15 protein-coding genes are annotated in these 15661 nt (G+C 71.4%); 5 read left to right on the forward strand and 10 right to left on the reverse strand.

Annotation, left to right across the window (positions count from 1 at the left end; genetic code table 11):
• Positions 1-94: 94 nt before the first annotated feature.
• From ACYVK7_RS09380 to ACYVK7_RS09410, 7 genes are all read right to left on the reverse strand, one after another.
• Positions 95-1015: a pseudouridine synthase gene (locus ACYVK7_RS09380; protein WP_460887427.1), complete on the reverse strand. Its 921-nt coding sequence runs from the start codon at positions 1013-1015 to the stop codon at positions 95-97.
• Between the two features lie 80 nt (positions 1016-1095).
• The gene (gene scpB, locus ACYVK7_RS09385) at positions 1096-1755 is read right to left on the reverse strand and encodes an SMC-Scp complex subunit ScpB (protein ID WP_460887428.1); all 660 of its coding nucleotides are present in this window, start codon (positions 1753-1755) and stop codon (positions 1096-1098) included.
• Entirely contained in the window at positions 1752-2780 is a 1029-nt protein-coding gene (locus ACYVK7_RS09390; protein WP_460887429.1) for a segregation and condensation protein A, read from the reverse strand. The genes scpB and ACYVK7_RS09390 overlap by 4 nt, the downstream gene beginning before the upstream one ends.
• The gene (locus ACYVK7_RS09395) at positions 2764-3651 is read right to left on the reverse strand and encodes a ParA family protein (protein WP_460887910.1); all 888 of its coding nucleotides are present in this window, start codon (positions 3649-3651) and stop codon (positions 2764-2766) included. Before ACYVK7_RS09395 ends, ACYVK7_RS09390 begins: the two co-directional genes overlap by 17 nt.
• Before the next feature lie 150 nt (positions 3652-3801).
• Positions 3802-4773 (reverse strand): site-specific tyrosine recombinase XerD, encoded by a 972-nt coding sequence (gene xerD / locus ACYVK7_RS09400; RefSeq protein ID WP_460887911.1) that lies wholly within the window; start codon positions 4771-4773, stop codon positions 3802-3804.
• A gap of 141 nt (positions 4774-4914) precedes the next feature.
• A complete protein-coding gene (locus ACYVK7_RS09405; protein ID WP_460887912.1) occupies positions 4915-5730 on the reverse strand; it encodes an HpcH/HpaI aldolase/citrate lyase family protein in 816 nt (271 codons plus the stop codon).
• A gap of 224 nt (positions 5731-5954) precedes the next feature.
• Positions 5955-6935, reverse strand: a complete 981-nt coding sequence (locus ACYVK7_RS09410) for a heme o synthase (RefSeq protein ID WP_460887430.1) — start codon at positions 6933-6935, stop codon at positions 5955-5957.
• 314 nt (positions 6936-7249) lie between these two features.
• On the opposite strand from ACYVK7_RS09410, the gene tkt reads away from it, so the two are divergent.
• Genes tkt through pgl form a run of 5 tightly spaced genes read left to right on the forward strand, consistent with a single transcriptional unit; the run spans position 7250 to position 13807 of the window.
• Positions 7250-9355 (forward strand): transketolase, encoded by a 2106-nt coding sequence (tkt, locus tag ACYVK7_RS09415; protein WP_460887431.1) that lies wholly within the window; start codon positions 7250-7252, stop codon positions 9353-9355.
• Between the two features lie 39 nt (positions 9356-9394).
• Complete coding sequence (gene tal, locus ACYVK7_RS09420; protein WP_460887432.1) at positions 9395-10525, forward strand: transaldolase; 1131 nt, start codon at positions 9395-9397, stop codon at positions 10523-10525.
• Positions 10522-12084, forward strand: a complete 1563-nt coding sequence (zwf, locus tag ACYVK7_RS09425) for a glucose-6-phosphate dehydrogenase (RefSeq protein WP_460887433.1) — start codon at positions 10522-10524, stop codon at positions 12082-12084. The genes tal and zwf overlap by 4 nt, the downstream gene beginning before the upstream one ends.
• Positions 12084-13013, forward strand: coding sequence for a glucose-6-phosphate dehydrogenase assembly protein OpcA (gene opcA / locus ACYVK7_RS09430; protein ID WP_460887434.1), 930 nt, complete (start codon positions 12084-12086; stop codon positions 13011-13013). The genes zwf and opcA overlap by 1 nt, the downstream gene beginning before the upstream one ends.
• On the forward strand, positions 13013-13807 hold the full coding sequence (gene pgl / locus ACYVK7_RS09435; protein ID WP_460887435.1) for a 6-phosphogluconolactonase: 795 nt from the start codon (positions 13013-13015) through the stop codon (positions 13805-13807). Before opcA ends, pgl begins: the two co-directional genes overlap by 1 nt.
• A gap of 106 nt (positions 13808-13913) precedes the next feature.
• Here the strand turns inward: pgl and ACYVK7_RS09440 are convergent, their stop codons facing one another.
• From ACYVK7_RS09440 to tpiA, 3 genes are all read right to left on the reverse strand, one after another.
• Positions 13914-14276, reverse strand: a complete 363-nt coding sequence (locus ACYVK7_RS09440) for an RNA polymerase-binding protein RbpA (protein ID WP_460887436.1) — start codon at positions 14274-14276, stop codon at positions 13914-13916.
• A 54-nt stretch (positions 14277-14330) separates the two neighbouring features.
• Positions 14331-14573, reverse strand: a complete 243-nt coding sequence (gene secG / locus ACYVK7_RS09445) for a preprotein translocase subunit SecG (protein WP_020014806.1) — start codon at positions 14571-14573, stop codon at positions 14331-14333.
• 252 nt (positions 14574-14825) lie between these two features.
• Positions 14826-15596: a triose-phosphate isomerase gene (gene tpiA / locus ACYVK7_RS09450; protein WP_460887913.1), complete on the reverse strand. Its 771-nt coding sequence runs from the start codon at positions 15594-15596 to the stop codon at positions 14826-14828.
• Positions 15597-15661: the final 65 nt, after the last annotated feature.

The raw sequence follows: 15661 nt of genomic DNA on the forward strand, positions 1-15661 counted from the left end.
GCTGGTCACAGTCCCGCTCACTTTCGTTGAGTGCTGGATATTTGCCCGTCAGAGTGCATACGAGGGGCGAAGACCCAGCACTCAGCGAGAGAGGTTACAGGTCTACCGCGCCCATGAGGGTGCCCAGCTCCGTGCGGCCCAGGACGCGGGTGCGGCCCGACTTGAGGTCGCCCAGCGGGATGGGGCCGATCCGGGTGCGCACGAGGCGCGTCACGGGGTGCCCGACGGCGTCGAACATGCGGCGCACGATCCGGTTGCGCCCCTCGTGCAGCACGACCTCCAGCATCGCGTAGCCGTCGATCTGCTGGACCACCTTGACCGCGTCCATCCTCGCGACGCCGTCGTCGAGCTCGACGCCCTTCAGCAGCTCGCGGCCCACGCGCGGGAAGATCTCGCCCTCGACGGTCACCAGATACGTCTTGGCGATCTCGTACTTGGGGTGGGACAGGCGGTTGGCGAGCTCGCCGTCGTTCGTCAGGAGCAGCAGGCCCTCGCTGTCGGCATCGAGGCGGCCCACGTGGAACAGCCGCTCCTCGCGGTTCCTGATGAGGTCGGCGACGGTCGGCCGGCCCTTGGGGTCGTCCATGGTCGAGACCACGCCCAGCGGCTTGTTCAGCGCGATGGTCACCTTGGCCTGGTCCAGCTGGATGCGCAGCCCGTCCACGTGGATGACGGCGGTGTCGGGGTCGACCCGCACGCCCAGCTCCGTGACGATCTGCCCGTCGACCTCGACGTGCCCGTTCGCGATGAGCTCCTCGCTCGCGCGGCGGGAGCCGAGCCCGGCCTGCGCGAGCACCTTCTGCAGCCGCACACCGCCCTCGACGTGGACGTCGCGGCCCTGCTCCGCGGGCTGCGCGGCCCGACGGCGCGGGGCGTTGGCCTGGGCACGGCTCTTGGCGGAGCTGCCGCCCCGGAAGTTACCGCCCCTGCCGCCCTTGCCGGACTGGTCGGGTCGGCGCGGCTGCTGGCCACCACTGGATTCGCGGCGGCTCCCGCCGCGGCGTTCGTTGCTCATGATTCGTCTCTCGGTGAGTCGGGAAGGCGGACCCGCCAGCGGACCCGTGGTCGGGCCCGGCGCTCTGGCCACGGACCGGACTACGAGTCCAGCCCGTCGAGGCCGTCGATCGTGTCGAGATCGGGCAGGTGCGGCGCCAGCGGAGGCAGCTCGTCGAGCGACGAGAAGTCCATCCGCTCCAAGAAGTATCCCGTGGTTCCGAACAGAACTGCACCCGAGCTCGGGTCCTGGCCGATCTCGGCGATCAGCCCGCGGGTCAGGAGGGTCCGCACGACGCCGTCGACGTTCACGCCGCGCACCGCGCTGACCTGGCCTCGCGTCACCGGCTGACGGTACGCGACCACCGCGAGCGTCTCCAGCGCGGCCTGGCTCAGCTTCGCCGACTGGCCGTCCAGGACGAAGCGTCCCACCGGGTCCGCGTGCGCCGCCGAGGAGTAGATGCGCCACCCGTCGACGGTCCGGCGCAGCTCGAACCCGCGCGGGCGCGACCCGAGGTGGCCCGCGTACTCGTCGGCCAGCTCGTGCAGGATGTCGTCGGTCTCGTCCTGGGTGAGGTTCAGCGACGCCGCGATGCGGTCGGCACCGATCGGCGCGTCGGCCACCATGAGCACCGCCTCGACCGCCGCGTGCGCACCCCCGGGGAGCGTGTGCACGTCGACGAAGGCCAGCTCGTCCTGCGTCGGCGTCTCGGCGGGGGCGTCCACCCGTACGGCCTCGGGTGCCTGTTCCTCGATGGTCATGCCGTCACCTCCGTTCCGGGCTCAGCGGTCTCTTCCTGTTCCGGCCCCGCCTGCGCGGCGGGCTCCTGCGTGTCGGGCACTGGCTCCTGCCCGGCGGGCTCCGGCGAGACCAGGTCACCCTCGTCGAACTCGCTGGGCCCCGCCTGCGGGTCGAGGTACTTCTCGCCGTCGCCGGGCCCGGCGGCCCACCGCACCGTCAGCTCGCCCAGCGGGCTGACCTGCTCGAAGCTGACCAGGGAGTCGCGGAACAGCTCCAGGAGTGCCAGGAACCGGGCGACGGTCACGAGCCGCTCGGACCCCGCAGTGAGCGACCGGAACGTCAGCGCCTGCTCCGCCCGCAGGCGCTTGACGATCACGCCCGCCTCCTCGCGCACGCTCACCGCGGAGCCGTGCAGGTGGGCCAGGCCCACCACGGGCGGCGGCTTGGGGGCCAGGACCCGGGCAGCCAGCTCGGCGAGCCGCTCCCCCGACGTGTCCCACACCAGGTCCGGCAGGATCGCCGCGAGGTGCGGCTCGAGCGGTGTCAGCCTCGGCACCCGACGCCCGGCCGACGCGAGCTGCTCGGCGAGGACCTTGGAGACCTCCTTGTACGCCCGGTACTGCAGCAGCCGGGCGAACAACAGGTCGCGGGCCTCCAGCAGCTCGAGGTCCTCGGCGTCCTCGTCGATCACGCCGGGCAGCAGCCGGGCGGCCTTGAGGTCGAGCAGTGTCGCAGCGATGACGAGGAACTCGCTGGCCACACCGAGGTCCCAGGACTCGTGCTCCTCGCCGCGCGCGGCGGCCTCCCGGGACGCCCGCTCCGCCTCGCGGATGTGCGCGACGAACTCGTCCGTCACGACCGCGAGCGCCACCTCGGTGACGTCCATCTTGTGCTTCGCGATGAGCGAGAGCAGCAGGTCGAACGGTCCCTCGAAGTTGTGCAGCCGGACCTGGAACGTGCGGGTCGTCCGCCGCTCCTCGACGGGAGGCGCGTCGGGACCGGGTACCTCCGGCGCCGCCTCCAGGACGTCAGGCAGCGTCGCCACGGGCCACGAGCTCCCGGGCGAGCTGACGGTACGCCGCGGCCCCCGGGTGGCCCGGCGCGTAGGCCGTGATGGGCTCCGCGGCGACCGTGGCGTCGGGGAACTTCACCGTGCGCCCGATGATCGAGTGCAGCAGCGTGTCACCGAAGGCCTCGTGCACCCGGGCCACGACCTCACGGGAGTGGAGGGTGCGCGAGTCGTACATGGTGGGGAGGATACCGTCGATCTCAAGGGCCGGGTTCAGCCGGTCCCGGACCTTCTCGATGGTCTCCACCAGCAGCGCCACCCCGCGCAGCGCGAAGAACTCGCACTCCAGGGGGATCAGCACGCCGTGCGCGGCCGTCAGGGCGTTCACGGTCAGCAGCCCGAGGCTGGGCTGGCAGTCGATCAGGATGACGTCGTAGTCGTCGATCACGGGGCGCAGGGCGCGGGCGAGCACGGACTCGCGGGCCACCTCGCCGACGAGCTGCACCTCGGCCGCCGACAGGTCGATGTTCGCGGGCAGCACGTCGAGGTTCTCGATCCCGGAGGGGATGAGCACGTCCTGGATGTCCACGTTCCGCTCCATGAGCAGGTTGTAGACCGTGAGGTCGAGCTCGTGGGGATTGACCCCGATGCCGACCGACGCGGCGCCCTGCGGGTCGAAGTCCACCAGGAGCACCTTGCGGCCGTACTCGGCCAGGCAGGCACCGAGGTTGATCGTGGTGGTGGTCTTGCCGACCCCGCCCTTCTGGTTGCACATCGCGATGATGCGCGCGGGGCCGTGGCTCGTCAGCGGCGCCGGCTCCGGCAGCTCCGGCATGACGCGCCCGACGACGTCGCGCACGATCTCCGAGTCCGTAGGTGCGCCGACGACCGTCTTGCCGAGAAGCATGTCGGTCATCGTGTTCGCTCCCTCCTGGCTGGGTGCCTCGCTCACGCCCGCCACGCTATACCAGAGTGTGGGCGCCACCCGGGTCGCGGCCTCGGCGTGGCGTCCTTCGGCTGCGCGGCCGGCCGGACCGCCCAGCGGACCGCCGTCCGCCTATCGCGCACGCGGGTGGGCCGCCGCGTAGACCTCGCGCAGGGCGTCCGGGGTGACCATCGTGTAGATCTGCGTGGTCGTGACCGACGCGTGCCCCAGCAGCTCCTGGACCACCCGCACGTCCGCCCCGCCGGACAGCAGGTGCGTGGCGAACGAGTGCCGCAGCGTGTGCGGGGAGACGTGCTCCTTGAGCCCCGCACGGGCCGCGGCGGCCTGCAGGGCGGCCCAGGCGGTCTGCCGGGACATGCGGGCGCCGCGCGTGTTGAGGAACAGCGCGGGCGTGCCGCGGCCGACGGCGGCCAGCGCGGGGCGGGCCCTGACCAGGTAGGCGTCGAGGGCGTCGCGGGCGAAGGAGCCGACGGGCACCGCCCGTTCCCTCGACCCCTTGCCGAACAGGCGCACGCCGGTGCTGTCGCTCACGCCGTCGACGTCCAGTCCCACGATCTCGGAGATCCGCGCGCCGGTGGCGTACAGCAGCTCGAGGAGCGCCCGGTCCCGCAGCGGCAGCGGACCCTCCCCCGCACCGGCGGCGTCCAGCAGCGCGGCGACGTCGTCCACGGCCAGCGCGTGCGGCAGGCGCCGCATCTGGGTGGGCGCCCGCACCTCCGCGGACGGGTCGTCCACCGCGATGCCCTCGGCCTGGGCGAACCGGTGCCAGCCCCGCACGGCGGCCAGGGCCCGCGCGGTGGACGACGGCGACAGCGGGCGACCGCCGTCGGACCCCTGGCGCACCGCCTCGACGAACCCCGTGACGTCCGCCTCCGTGACCCCGGACAGCCCGGGCCGGCCGGCCGACGCGAGGTACCCGGCGTACCGCACGAGGTCGCGGCGGTACGCGGCGACGGTGTTGGCCGAGAGCCCGCGTTCCACGCTCAGGTGCGCGAGGTAGTCCCGCAGGGCACCGTCGAGCTGGGCGTCCGGAGGCGGGGCGGGCTGGGTCCGACGGGGCGACTGCGGGTGGGTGGGGACGATGGACACCGGCCCATCATGCCGAGCGTGGCCCGCCCGGACGAGCTGGCCACGCCGGTCGGCCGCCACGCGCGGTAGATCACCCCGCCGGGACCGGGCTGCTCAGGACGGGCTGCTCAGGACGGGCTGCTCAGGACGGGCTGCTCAGGACGGGTTGATACCGAAGAGCTCCGCACGCGAGCGGATCACCTGGGCGCGCGCGAGGCGCGGCTTGTCGCTGCCGTCGCGGATCACGGAGCCGGCGGCCTCGAACTCGGCGAAGAAGTCGACGGCCCAGGCCACGTCGGACGACGTGGGCGCGAAGGACTCGTTGATGACGGCCGACTGCTCGAAGTCCAGGCAGAGCTTGCCGGTCATGCCGAGGTTGACGGCGTCGGCGGACTGCTCGCGCAGCAGCGCGTGCGACGACGCCACCGTCGGCCCGTCCACGGGGCCGGGCAGCCCGCCGATGCGGCTGGCGACCACGAGCCGCGTGCGCGGGTAGGCCATGGCCATGGGCTCGTTCGCCGCCCCGGTGTCGCGGCGGTAGTCGCCCGAACCGAACGCGAGGCGGAACGCGCCGCGCGCCCTGGCGATGTTGACGGCCTCCTCGATGCCGAGGGCCGACTCCACGAGCGGGATCACCGGCACGTCGCCGCCGAGCCGCTGCGCGGTGTCGATGACGTCGTCGGCGCTCTCGGTCTTGGCGAGCATGACCCCGTTGAGCCCCTTGAGCCCGCGCAGGTGGGCGACGTCGTCAGCCCACGACGACGCCTGGCGGTCGTTGATCCGGACCCAGGCGGAGCCACCGTTCTTGATCCACCGGATGACGTTCTCGCGCGCCTCGTCCTTCAACGAGTCGTCGATGGCGTCCTCGCAGTCGAGGATCACCTGGTCCGCGCGGGAGAGCTGAGCCTTGTCGAAGAGCTCGGTCCGCATCGCGGACAGCAGGAGCCAGGCACGCGCGTAGTCGGGGGCCACGCGAGACTTCTCGCGGGCCGCCCGGCGCGGAGCGAGGTCACCCTCCGGTACGACGGCTGACGCCGTCGGCAGGCCCGCCGCGTAGCGTCCGGACTGGTCGGCAGGTTCGGTGGTTCGGTCGGCTGGGGTCTCGGTCACGCCCTCAGCCTAGGCCGGGACGTCCGCACCGGCCGAATCATGACCGCCCGGTGACCCGGGTCAGAACCACGGGCCAGAACCACGGGTCAGAACGGGAGGAAGACGTCCACGGCGACGGCGACGAACAGCAGCGACAGGTAGGTGATCGACGCGTGGAACACCTTCATGGCGCCCAGCTTGCCCGCCGCGCTGCCCTGCGCACGGCGCAGCATCGCGATCGTGGACCAGAGGAACCACACGCCCAGCGCGGCGGCCGACGCCGTGTACACCCACGACATGCCGGCCAGCGGCGTCAGGACGAGCGAGCAGGCGATCATCGCGAGCGTGTAGCCGACCATCTCGGCGGCGACGCGCTTGTCGTCGCTGACCACCGGCAGCATCGGGACCTTGGCGTTGGCGTAGTCCTTCTTGAACTTGATCGAGAGCGGCCAGTAGTGCGGCGGCGTCCAGAAGAAGATGATGCCGAACAGGGCGAGCGCCGCCCAGCTCAGCTCGCCCGTCACGGCGGCCCAGCCGATGAACACCGGGAAGCAGCCGGCGATGCCGCCCCAGACGATGTTCTGCGGGGTACGGCGCTTGAGGATCATCGTGTAGCCGACGACGTAGATGACGATGGCGGCCAGGGCGAGCCACATCGCGGCCCAGTTCACCATCACCACGAACCAGGCCAGCGACAGCAGGCCGAGGATGGACGCGAACACCAGACCGGCGGCCGGGGTGATCTCCCCCGTCGCCATCGGACGCTTCTTGGTCCGGTTCATCACCTGGTCGATGTCACGGTCCCACCACATGTTGAACGCGTTGGCGCTGCCGGCGGCGCCCGCCCCGCCGATCAGGGTGGCGATGATCAGCCAGAAGCCCGGCAGCCCGTCGGCCGCGAGAATCATGGTGGGCACCGTGGTGACGAGCAGCAGCTCGACCACACGCGGCTTGGTCAGCGCGACGTAGGCGCCGGCCCGGCGAAGGAACCAGCCGCCGGGACGCTGCTCGTCATCGGTGACGGGCGCCTGGGGGCTGGAGGTCTGGGGACGCGCGGTCTGGCCGGTCGTCGAGTGGCTCGTTCTCACGCGCGTCGCAGTTCCGTTCGAGAGAGTCTGAGGTCAGCAAAGCACCTGGTAGGTCCTCATACCGGTCAGGCGCGTGCTCATCGTACGTCGCAGCGTGACCGGGGCGCACACCGCATTCCCGCGACGACGTGTGAGATTTGTCCTGACCTCGCCCGCCGTACACAGCGTGGACAGCCCTGCGCGACGGATGATCCCCGCGTATAGGGTTGTTGACGCCATCGAACGAAGGGCGGCCGGCATCCCGCCGCCGCCGCACGCACGCTGCGCGGCTCTCCGGCCCGTCCGGGGGTCGACGGCGGAGAGAAAGAGGACTCGTGAACGCTTTCGACCCCGTGCTGAAGCCCCTGGAGTGGTCGGAGCTCGACGAGCGAGCGGTCAAGGCCATCAAGGCACTGGCTGCGGACGCCGTCGAGAAGGTGGGCAACGGACATCCCGGAACCGCGATCTCGCTCGCGCCGGCCGCGTACCTCCTCTTCCAGAAGGCCATGCGCCACGACCCGTCCGACCCGGAGTGGATCGGCCGCGACAGGTTCGTGCTGAGCGCCGGCCACTCGTCGCTGACCATCTACCTGCAGCTCTTCCTCGCCGGCTACGGCCTCGAGATGGACGACATCGCCGCCCTGCGGACCTGGGGCTCCAAGACCCCCGGCCACCCGGAGTACCGCCACACCACCGGCGTCGAGATCACGACGGGCCCGCTCGGCCAGGGCCTCGCCTCCGCCGTCGGCATGGCGATGGCCTCGCGCCGCGAGCGCGGCCTGCTCGACCCCGCCGCGGCCCCGGGCGAGTCGCCGTTCGACCACCACGTGTACGTCATCGCGTCCGACGGCGACCTGCAGGAGGGCGTGACCTCCGAGGCCTCGTCGCTCGCGGGCCACCAGCAGCTCGGCAACCTGATCCTGATCTGGGACGACAACAAGATCTCGATCGAGGACGACACCGACATCGCCTTCACCGAGGACGTGCTGAAGCGCTACGAGGCCTACGGCTGGCACACCCAGCGCGTGGACTGGACCTCGGGCGGCGACGGCTACGCCGAGGACACCGACGGCCTGGCCGCCGCGCTCGACGCCGCCAAGGCCGAGACGGGCAAGCCGTCGATCATCGCGCTGCGCACCATCATCGGCTGGCCGGCCCCCACCAAGCAGAACACGGGTGGCATCCACGGCTCGGCCATGGGCGCCGACGAGGTGGCGGGCCTCAAGTCCGCGCTCGGCCTGGACCCCGGGGCGACGTTCGCCATCGACGCCGAGGTGCTCTCCTACACGCGTGCCGTCGCCGAGCGCCAGGCCACGCAGCGTGAGGCCTGGGAGTCCGCCTTCGCGGACTGGAAGACGGCGAACCCGCAGCAGGCCGCGCTCCTGGAGCGTCTGAGGGCCCACGAGCTGCCCGCGGACTGGACCAGCTCCCTGCCGGAGTTCGAGGCCAGCGAGAAGGGCGTCGCGACCCGTGCGGCGTCGGGCAAGGTGCTGAGCGCCCTCGCCGACGTGCTGCCCGAGCTGTGGGGCGGCTCGGCCGACCTGGCCGGCTCGAACAACACCACGATGGACGGGGTGCCGTCCTTCGTGCCGACCGAGCACGCGACCAAGAAGTTCCCGGGCGACCCGTACGGCCGCACGCTGCACTTCGGCATCCGCGAGCACGGCATGGGCTCGATCCTCAACGGCATCGTGCTGCACGGCCTGACCCGCCCGTACGGCGGCACGTTCCTGCAGTTCGCCGACTACATGCGCGCATCGGTCCGCCTGGCGGCGCTGATGGAGATCCCGACGACGTTCGTGTGGACGCACGACTCGATCGGCCTCGGCGAGGACGGCCCCACCCACCAGCCGGTGGAGCACCTCGCGGCCCTGCGCGCCATCCCGAACCTCGACGTGGTCCGCCCGGCGGACGCGAACGAGACCGCCTGGGCCTGGCGCGGCATCCTCGAGAACCGCGACAACCCGGCCGGCCTGGTGCTCACCCGCCAGAACGTGCCCACCTACCCCCGTGGCACGGACGGCTTCGCCCCGGCCGAGGGCACCCTCAGGGGCGGCTACACCCTCCTGGACACCGAGGGCACGCCCGACGTCGTCCTCGTGGGTACCGGCTCCGAGGTGCAGCTCGCCGTCGAGGCGCGCGAGATCCTGGCCGCCGACGGTGTCAACGCCCGCGTGGTCTCCATGCCCTCGCGCGAGTGGTTCGACAAGCAGGACGACTCCTACCGCGAGTCGGTCATCCCGTCCGGTGTGAAGGCCCGCGTCTCGGTCGAGGCTGGCGTGGCGCAGGGCTGGCGCGAGGTGGTCGGCGACGCCGGCCGCATCGTCTCGCTCGAGCACTACGGCGCGTCGGCCGACTACAAGACGCTCTACGCCGAGTACGGCATCACGGCCGAGGCGGTCGCCCAGGCCGCCAAGGAGTCGATCGCGGCGGCGTCCTGAGCCGCTGACGAAGCACACGGACACGAGAGGAAGGGCACGATGACCGACGAGAACGTCAGTCCCACCCAGAGGTTGTCCGAGGCGGGCGTCGCCATCTGGCTGGACGACCTGTCCCGCGAGCGACTGCGCACCGGCAACCTGGCCGAGCTCATCAGCACCAAGAACGTCGTCGGGGTCACGACCAACCCGACGATCTTCGCCGCCGCCCTCGCGCAGGGCGACGCGTACGACGGCATCCTGGCCGAGCTGGCCGGGCCGCCGAACGGCGGGGACGTCGAGGCCGCTGTCGAGCGCATCACCACTGACGACGTGCGCGACGCCGCCGACCTGCTGCGTCCCGTCTACGACTCCACCTCCGCGGTGGACGGCCGCGTGTCCATCGAGGTGGACCCGCGCCTGGCCCGCGACACGGCGGCGACGAAGGCCACCGCCGTGCGGCTGTGGGAGACCGTCGACCGGCCGAACGTGATGATCAAGATCCCCGCCACCGTCGAGGGTCTGCCCGCGATCACGTCGACCCTCGCCAAGGGGATCAGCGTGAACGTGACACTGATCTTCTCGATCCAGCGCTACCGCGAGGTGATGGACGCCTTCCTGACCGGCCTGGAGCAGGCCAAGGAAGCAGGTCACGACCTGTCGGTCATCGGCTCCGTGGCGTCGTTCTTCGTGTCCCGCGTGGACGCGGAGGTCGACAAGCGCCTGACGGCGATCGGCACGGACGAGGCGCTCGCGCTGCGTGGTCAGGCCGCCATCGCGAACGCCCGGCTGGCCTTCGCGGCCTACGAGGAGGTCTTCGCGTCGGAGCGGTGGGCGGCCCTGCAGGCCGCCGGCGCCCAGCCGCAGCGTCCGCTGTGGGCGTCGACCGGTGTGAAGGACCCGAGCTACCGCGACACGATGTACGTGGACGAGCTCGTCGTGGCGGGCGTGGTCAACACCATGCCCGAGAAGACGCTCGACGCGTTCGCCGACCACGGCATCGTGCTCGCCGACACCGTCACCGGTTCGGGCGAGCAGGCCGCGGCCGTCATCGCGGCGGTCGAGGCGCAGGGCATCTCCATGGACGAGGTGACGGCACAGCTGGAGGACGAGGGCGTGAAGAAGTTCGAGGTCAGCTGGGACGAGCTGCTGACCACCACCAAGACCGGTCTCGACGAGGCCGGCAACCGGTGAGGCCGGCGAAGATCGCGCAGGGGGTCAATCCCCTGCGCGACCCCCTCGACCTGCGCCTGCCGCGCATCGCGGGGCCGAGCGGCCTGGTGATCTTCGGCGTGACGGGCGACCTGTCGCGCAAGAAGCTCATGCCGGCCGTCTACGACCTCGCCAACCGCGGCCTGCTCCCGCCGGGGTTCGCCCTGACGGGCTTCGCCCGGCGTGACTGGGCGAACCAGGACTTCGCCCAGGTGGTGCACGACGCGGTGAAGGAGTACGCCCGCACTCCCTTCCGGGAGGCGACGTGGCGGCAGCTCGCCGAGGGCATCCGCTTCGTCCAGGGTTCGTTCGACGACGACGACGCGTTCGAGCGTCTTCGGGAGACCGTCGAGACCCTGGACAAGGAGCGCGGCACCGGCGGTAACCACGCGTTCTACCTGTCGGTCCCGCCGTCGGCGTTCCCCGTCGTGTGCGAGCAGCTCTCGAAGCACGGCCTGTCGCGTCCCGACGACGACGCGGACGGCGACGGCGTGGACGCGTGGCGCCGGGTGGTCATCGAGAAGCCCTTCGGGCACGACCTCGCCAGCGCCAAGGAGCTCGACGCCGTGGTGTCGAAGGTCTTCGAGCCGGAGTCGGTCTTCCGGATCGACCACTACCTCGGCAAGGAGACCGTCCAGAACCTGCTGGCACTGCGCTTCGCGAACACGATGTTCGAGCCCATCTGGAACTCGAACTACGTGGACCACGTGCAGATCACGATGGCCGAGGACATCGGCATCGGCGGTCGCGCCGGGTACTACGACGGGATCGGCGCCGCGCGCGACGTCATCCAGAACCACCTGATCCAGCTCCTGGCGCTGGTGGCCATGGAGGAACCCGTCAACTTCGACGCCGCCGAGCTGCGCGCCGAGAAGATCAAGGTGCTCTCCTCGGTGCGGCTTCCGGCCGACCTGGGCAAGCACACCGCGCGCGGCCAGTACGAGGCCGGGTGGCAGGGCGGTGCGGAGGTGCCGGGGTTCCTCGAGGAGGACGGCATCGCGAAGGACTCCGCCACGGAGACGTTCGCCGCCATCCGGGTGGACGTGGACAACCGCCGGTGGGCGGGCGTGCCGTTCTACCTGCGCCACGGCAAGCGCCTGGGCCGCCGTGTCACCGAGGTGGCTGTGGTGTTCAAGAAGGCGCCGCACCTGCCGTTCGAGTCCTCCCTGACGTCCGAGCTCGGGAACAACGCCCTGGTCATCCGCGTGCAGCCCGACGAGGGCGTCACCATGCGGTTCGGCGCCAAGGTGCCGGGCACCGCGATGCAGGTGCGCGACGTGACGATGGACTTCGGGTACGGGCACTCGTTCACCGAGTCGTCCCCCGAGGCCTACGAGCGGCTCATCCTCGACGTGCTGCTCGGCGACCCGCCGCTGTTCCCGACGCGTGAGGAGGTCGAGCTCTCCTGGAAGATCCTCGACCCCATCACGTCCTTCTGGGCACGCAAGGGCACGCCCGAGCCGTACGCCTCTGGCACCTGGGGTCCGCCGTCGGCAGACGCCATGATGGAGCGCGACGGCAGGACCTGGAGGCGACCCTAGTGATCATCGACATGCCCGATACCACGTCGAACGACGTCAACAAGCGTCTCGTGCGGCTGCGCGACGAGGGTGGTGCGGTGGCCCTCGGCCGCGTGCTCACGCTCGTCGTCCTCGCCGACGAGCAGGACGTCGAGGAGGCGGTCGAGGCCGCGAACGACGCGAGCCGTGAGCACCCGTGCCGGGTCATCGTCGTCGCCCCTGCCGCGCGCGGCACCGAAGGGCGCCTCGACGCGCAGATCCGCGTGGGTGGTGACGCCGGTGCCTCCGAGGTGGTGGTGCTGCGCGCCTTCGGACCGCTCCTCGAACGGACCGACACGCTGGTGATGCCGCTCCTGCTGCCCGACGCGCCGATCGTGGCCTGGTGGCCGCGTGAGGCACCCGCGGTGCCGTCGCAGGACCCGGTGGGCGCCATGGCGGCCCGCCGGATCATCGACAGCACGGTCGCGAAGAGCCCGGTCGACATGCTCGGCAACCTCGCCGGGGCGTACGCCCCCGGGGACACCGACCTGGCCTGGGCCCGCGTGACCCTGTGGCGGGCGCTGATCGCGGCCGCCATCGAGCAGCCGCCGTTCGAGCCGGTGCTGTCCGTGACGGTCGAGGGGCAGAAGCGGCACACGTCGCTCGACCTGCTCGCCGCGTGGCTCGGCGCACGGCTGCACTGCCCGGCCGAGGTGGTACGCACGTCCAGCGACGACGCGATCACCCGCGTCACCCTGGAGCGCAAGAGCGGCCCGATCGTGCTCGACCGGCCCGACGGCCGGACCGTCACGATCACCCAGCCGGGCAAGCCGGCCCGCCGGATCGCCCTGCCGATCCGGGCGCTCAACGAGGCGCTGATCGAGGAGCTGCGGCGGCTCGACCCGGACGAGATCTTCGAGGAGACCCTCATCCGGGGCCTGGGACAGGTCACCACGCGGACGGCCGCCTGATGTCCGGCTCGACGTCAGCGCCGGGGGCACGGCTCGTCGTCGTGCACCCCGACAAGACGGTGCTCGCGCAGGCGGCTGCCGCACGGCTGCTCACCCGGGTGCTGGACGTCCAGTCCGTGCGCTCCCCCGTGCACGTGGTGCTGACGGGCGGCTCGGTCGGTATCGCGACCCTCGCGGCCGTGGCCGAGAGCCCGCTGGTGCCTGCCGTCGACTGGTCGGGCGTCCACCTCTGGTGGGGGGACGAGCGGTTCCTGCCGGACGGCGACGCCGACCGGAACGAGACCCAGGCACGGGAGGCCCTGCTCGACGTCCTCGTCGCCGAGCACGGGCTCCCCGAGGCCAACGTGCACCCCATGGCGGGGCCGACGTCCGTCGCGACGTCCGAGGAGGCCGCCGCGGACTACGCGGCGACCCTCCGGGAGCACGCGGGCCAGGAGCACGCGGGCGGCCGGGACGCGGTGCCCGCGTTCGACGTCCTGCTGCTCGGGATGGGTCCGGACGGGCACGTCGCCTCCCTGTTCCCCGGCCACGACGGCCTGACGGCGCAGGGCACGACGACGGGCGTGCACGGTTCGCCCAAGCCGCCGCCGGAGCGGGTCTCGCTCACCTTCGACGCGATCCGCTCCGCCCGGGAGGTCTGGATCGTGGCGGCGGGCGCCGAGAAGGCCCAGCAGGTGGCCGCGGCGCTGGCGGACGGCCCCGTGACGGACGTGCCGGCGGCAGGCGCCGTCGGCCAGGCGCGCACGCTCTGGCTGCTGGACGTGGACGCGGCCGGCACCACCACGCCGAGGTAGTCCCCTGGCGAGGTAGTCATCTGGCGAGGTAGTCATGCAGCGAGGTAGTCACCCAGTGTGAACCAGGTGACTACCTCGCTGCATGACTACCTCGGCGCGAAAACTCTTAGCGTGCGACGCGTCCACCACGGCGGACGCGCAGTGCTTCCAGCGCCTCCTCCAGGAGGGCTGCGCCGTCCTCGTCGGAGCGGCGTTCCTTCACGTACGCGAGGTGCGTCTTGTACGGCTCGTTCCGTACGGGAGACGGGGGATTGACCGGGTCCATCCCCGCCGGGAAGCCGCAACGCGGGCAGTCCCACTGGGTGGGGGCCTCCACGTCCTCGCCCACCGAGAAGCTCGGTGCCGTCTCGTGCCCGTTGGCACACCAGTAAGAAACCCGGATGCGCGGGGCTGTGTCGCCGCGCTCCGTCTCCCCGAGAGGGCCGGCGCCTACCCGGCTCCCCCGAATCGCATGACCACCTGATGCCACGTCTGTCGTCCCCTCTGTGTGTGGCCGTCAGCTGCTAGGCGCTTGGCGACCGGGTCAGCTGACCTTCTGGATGAGCCCGAGCAGGACGATCACCACGGCCCACACGAGGGCGAAGGCGATGGTGATGCGGTTGAGGTTGCGCTCGGCCACGCCGGAGGAACCGGCGCCCATCGAGATACCGCCACCGAACATGTCGGACAGTCCGCCACCCTTGCCCTTGTGGAGCAGGATGAGCATGGTGAGAAAGCCGCTGGTCAGGACCAGCAGGACTTCCAGGATGATGCGGAGCGCGTCCACGGGTTCACGTCCTCGGTTGTAGGTGTGCCGGGCGTGTCCCGGCGGCGGATCGGTCAAGAGTAAGCGAGACGTACCTCACAGTGCGAACCCCCTGTTCAGGACTCCGCGGAGCCTCGAAAAGCGAGCCGTACCTCGAACATCGCCCCCGAGTGAGGGTACCTCAGGCAGGTTGCGGGACGGTCTCGGAACGACGTCGTGTCAGGCGTGCGGGTCACCGCGGCGACCCGCACGCCTGACGAGTGGGGGGCGGACTCAGGCGGTGACGTGGGACTGGTAGCGCGCGATCTTCGCGAACTCCTCCGGGTCCAGGCTGGCCCCGCCGACCAGGGCGCCGTCGACGTCGGGCTGCGCCATGATCTGCGCGACGTTGCCCGACTTCACCGAGCCGCCGTAGAGCACGCGCACTCCGTCGGCGACCGGCGCGTCGTACAGCTCGCCGAGCACGCCGCGGATCGCACCGCAGACCTCCTGCGCGTCCTCCGGGGTGGCGACCTCGCCCGTGCCGATGGCCCACACGGGCTCGTAGGCGACGACGATGCTCGCCACCTGCTCGGCAGGCACCTCCACCAGCGCGGCCCTGACCTGAGCGAGCGTGTGCGCGACCTGGTCGCCGGCCTTGCGGACCTCGAGGCCCTCGCCCACGCAGAGGATCGGCGTGAGGCCGTTCGCGAAGGCCGCGCGCACCTTGGCGTTGATCAGCACGTCGGACTCGCCGTGGTGCTCGCGGCGCTCGGAGTGCCCGATCACCACGTAGGTGCAGCCCAGCTTCGCCAGCATCGCCCCGGAGACCTCACCGGTGTACGCGCCGGACTCGTGCGTGGAGATGTCCTGGGCGCCGTAGACGAGCTCCAGCTTGTCGCCGTCCACGAGCGTCTGCACCGACCGCAGGTCGGTGAACGGCGGCAGCACGGCCACCTCGACCGCCGTGTAGTCGTGCTTGGCGTCCTTGAGGGACCAGGACAGCTTCTGGACCGTGCTGATCGCCTGCTGGTGGTCCAGGTTCATCTTCCAGTTGCCCGCCATGAGCGGCGTGCGAGTCGTTGCCACGTGATTCTTCCTTCGCTAGGAGTTCTGGGAGGTACGGCAGG

This window comes from Promicromonospora xylanilytica (assembly GCF_054782895.1).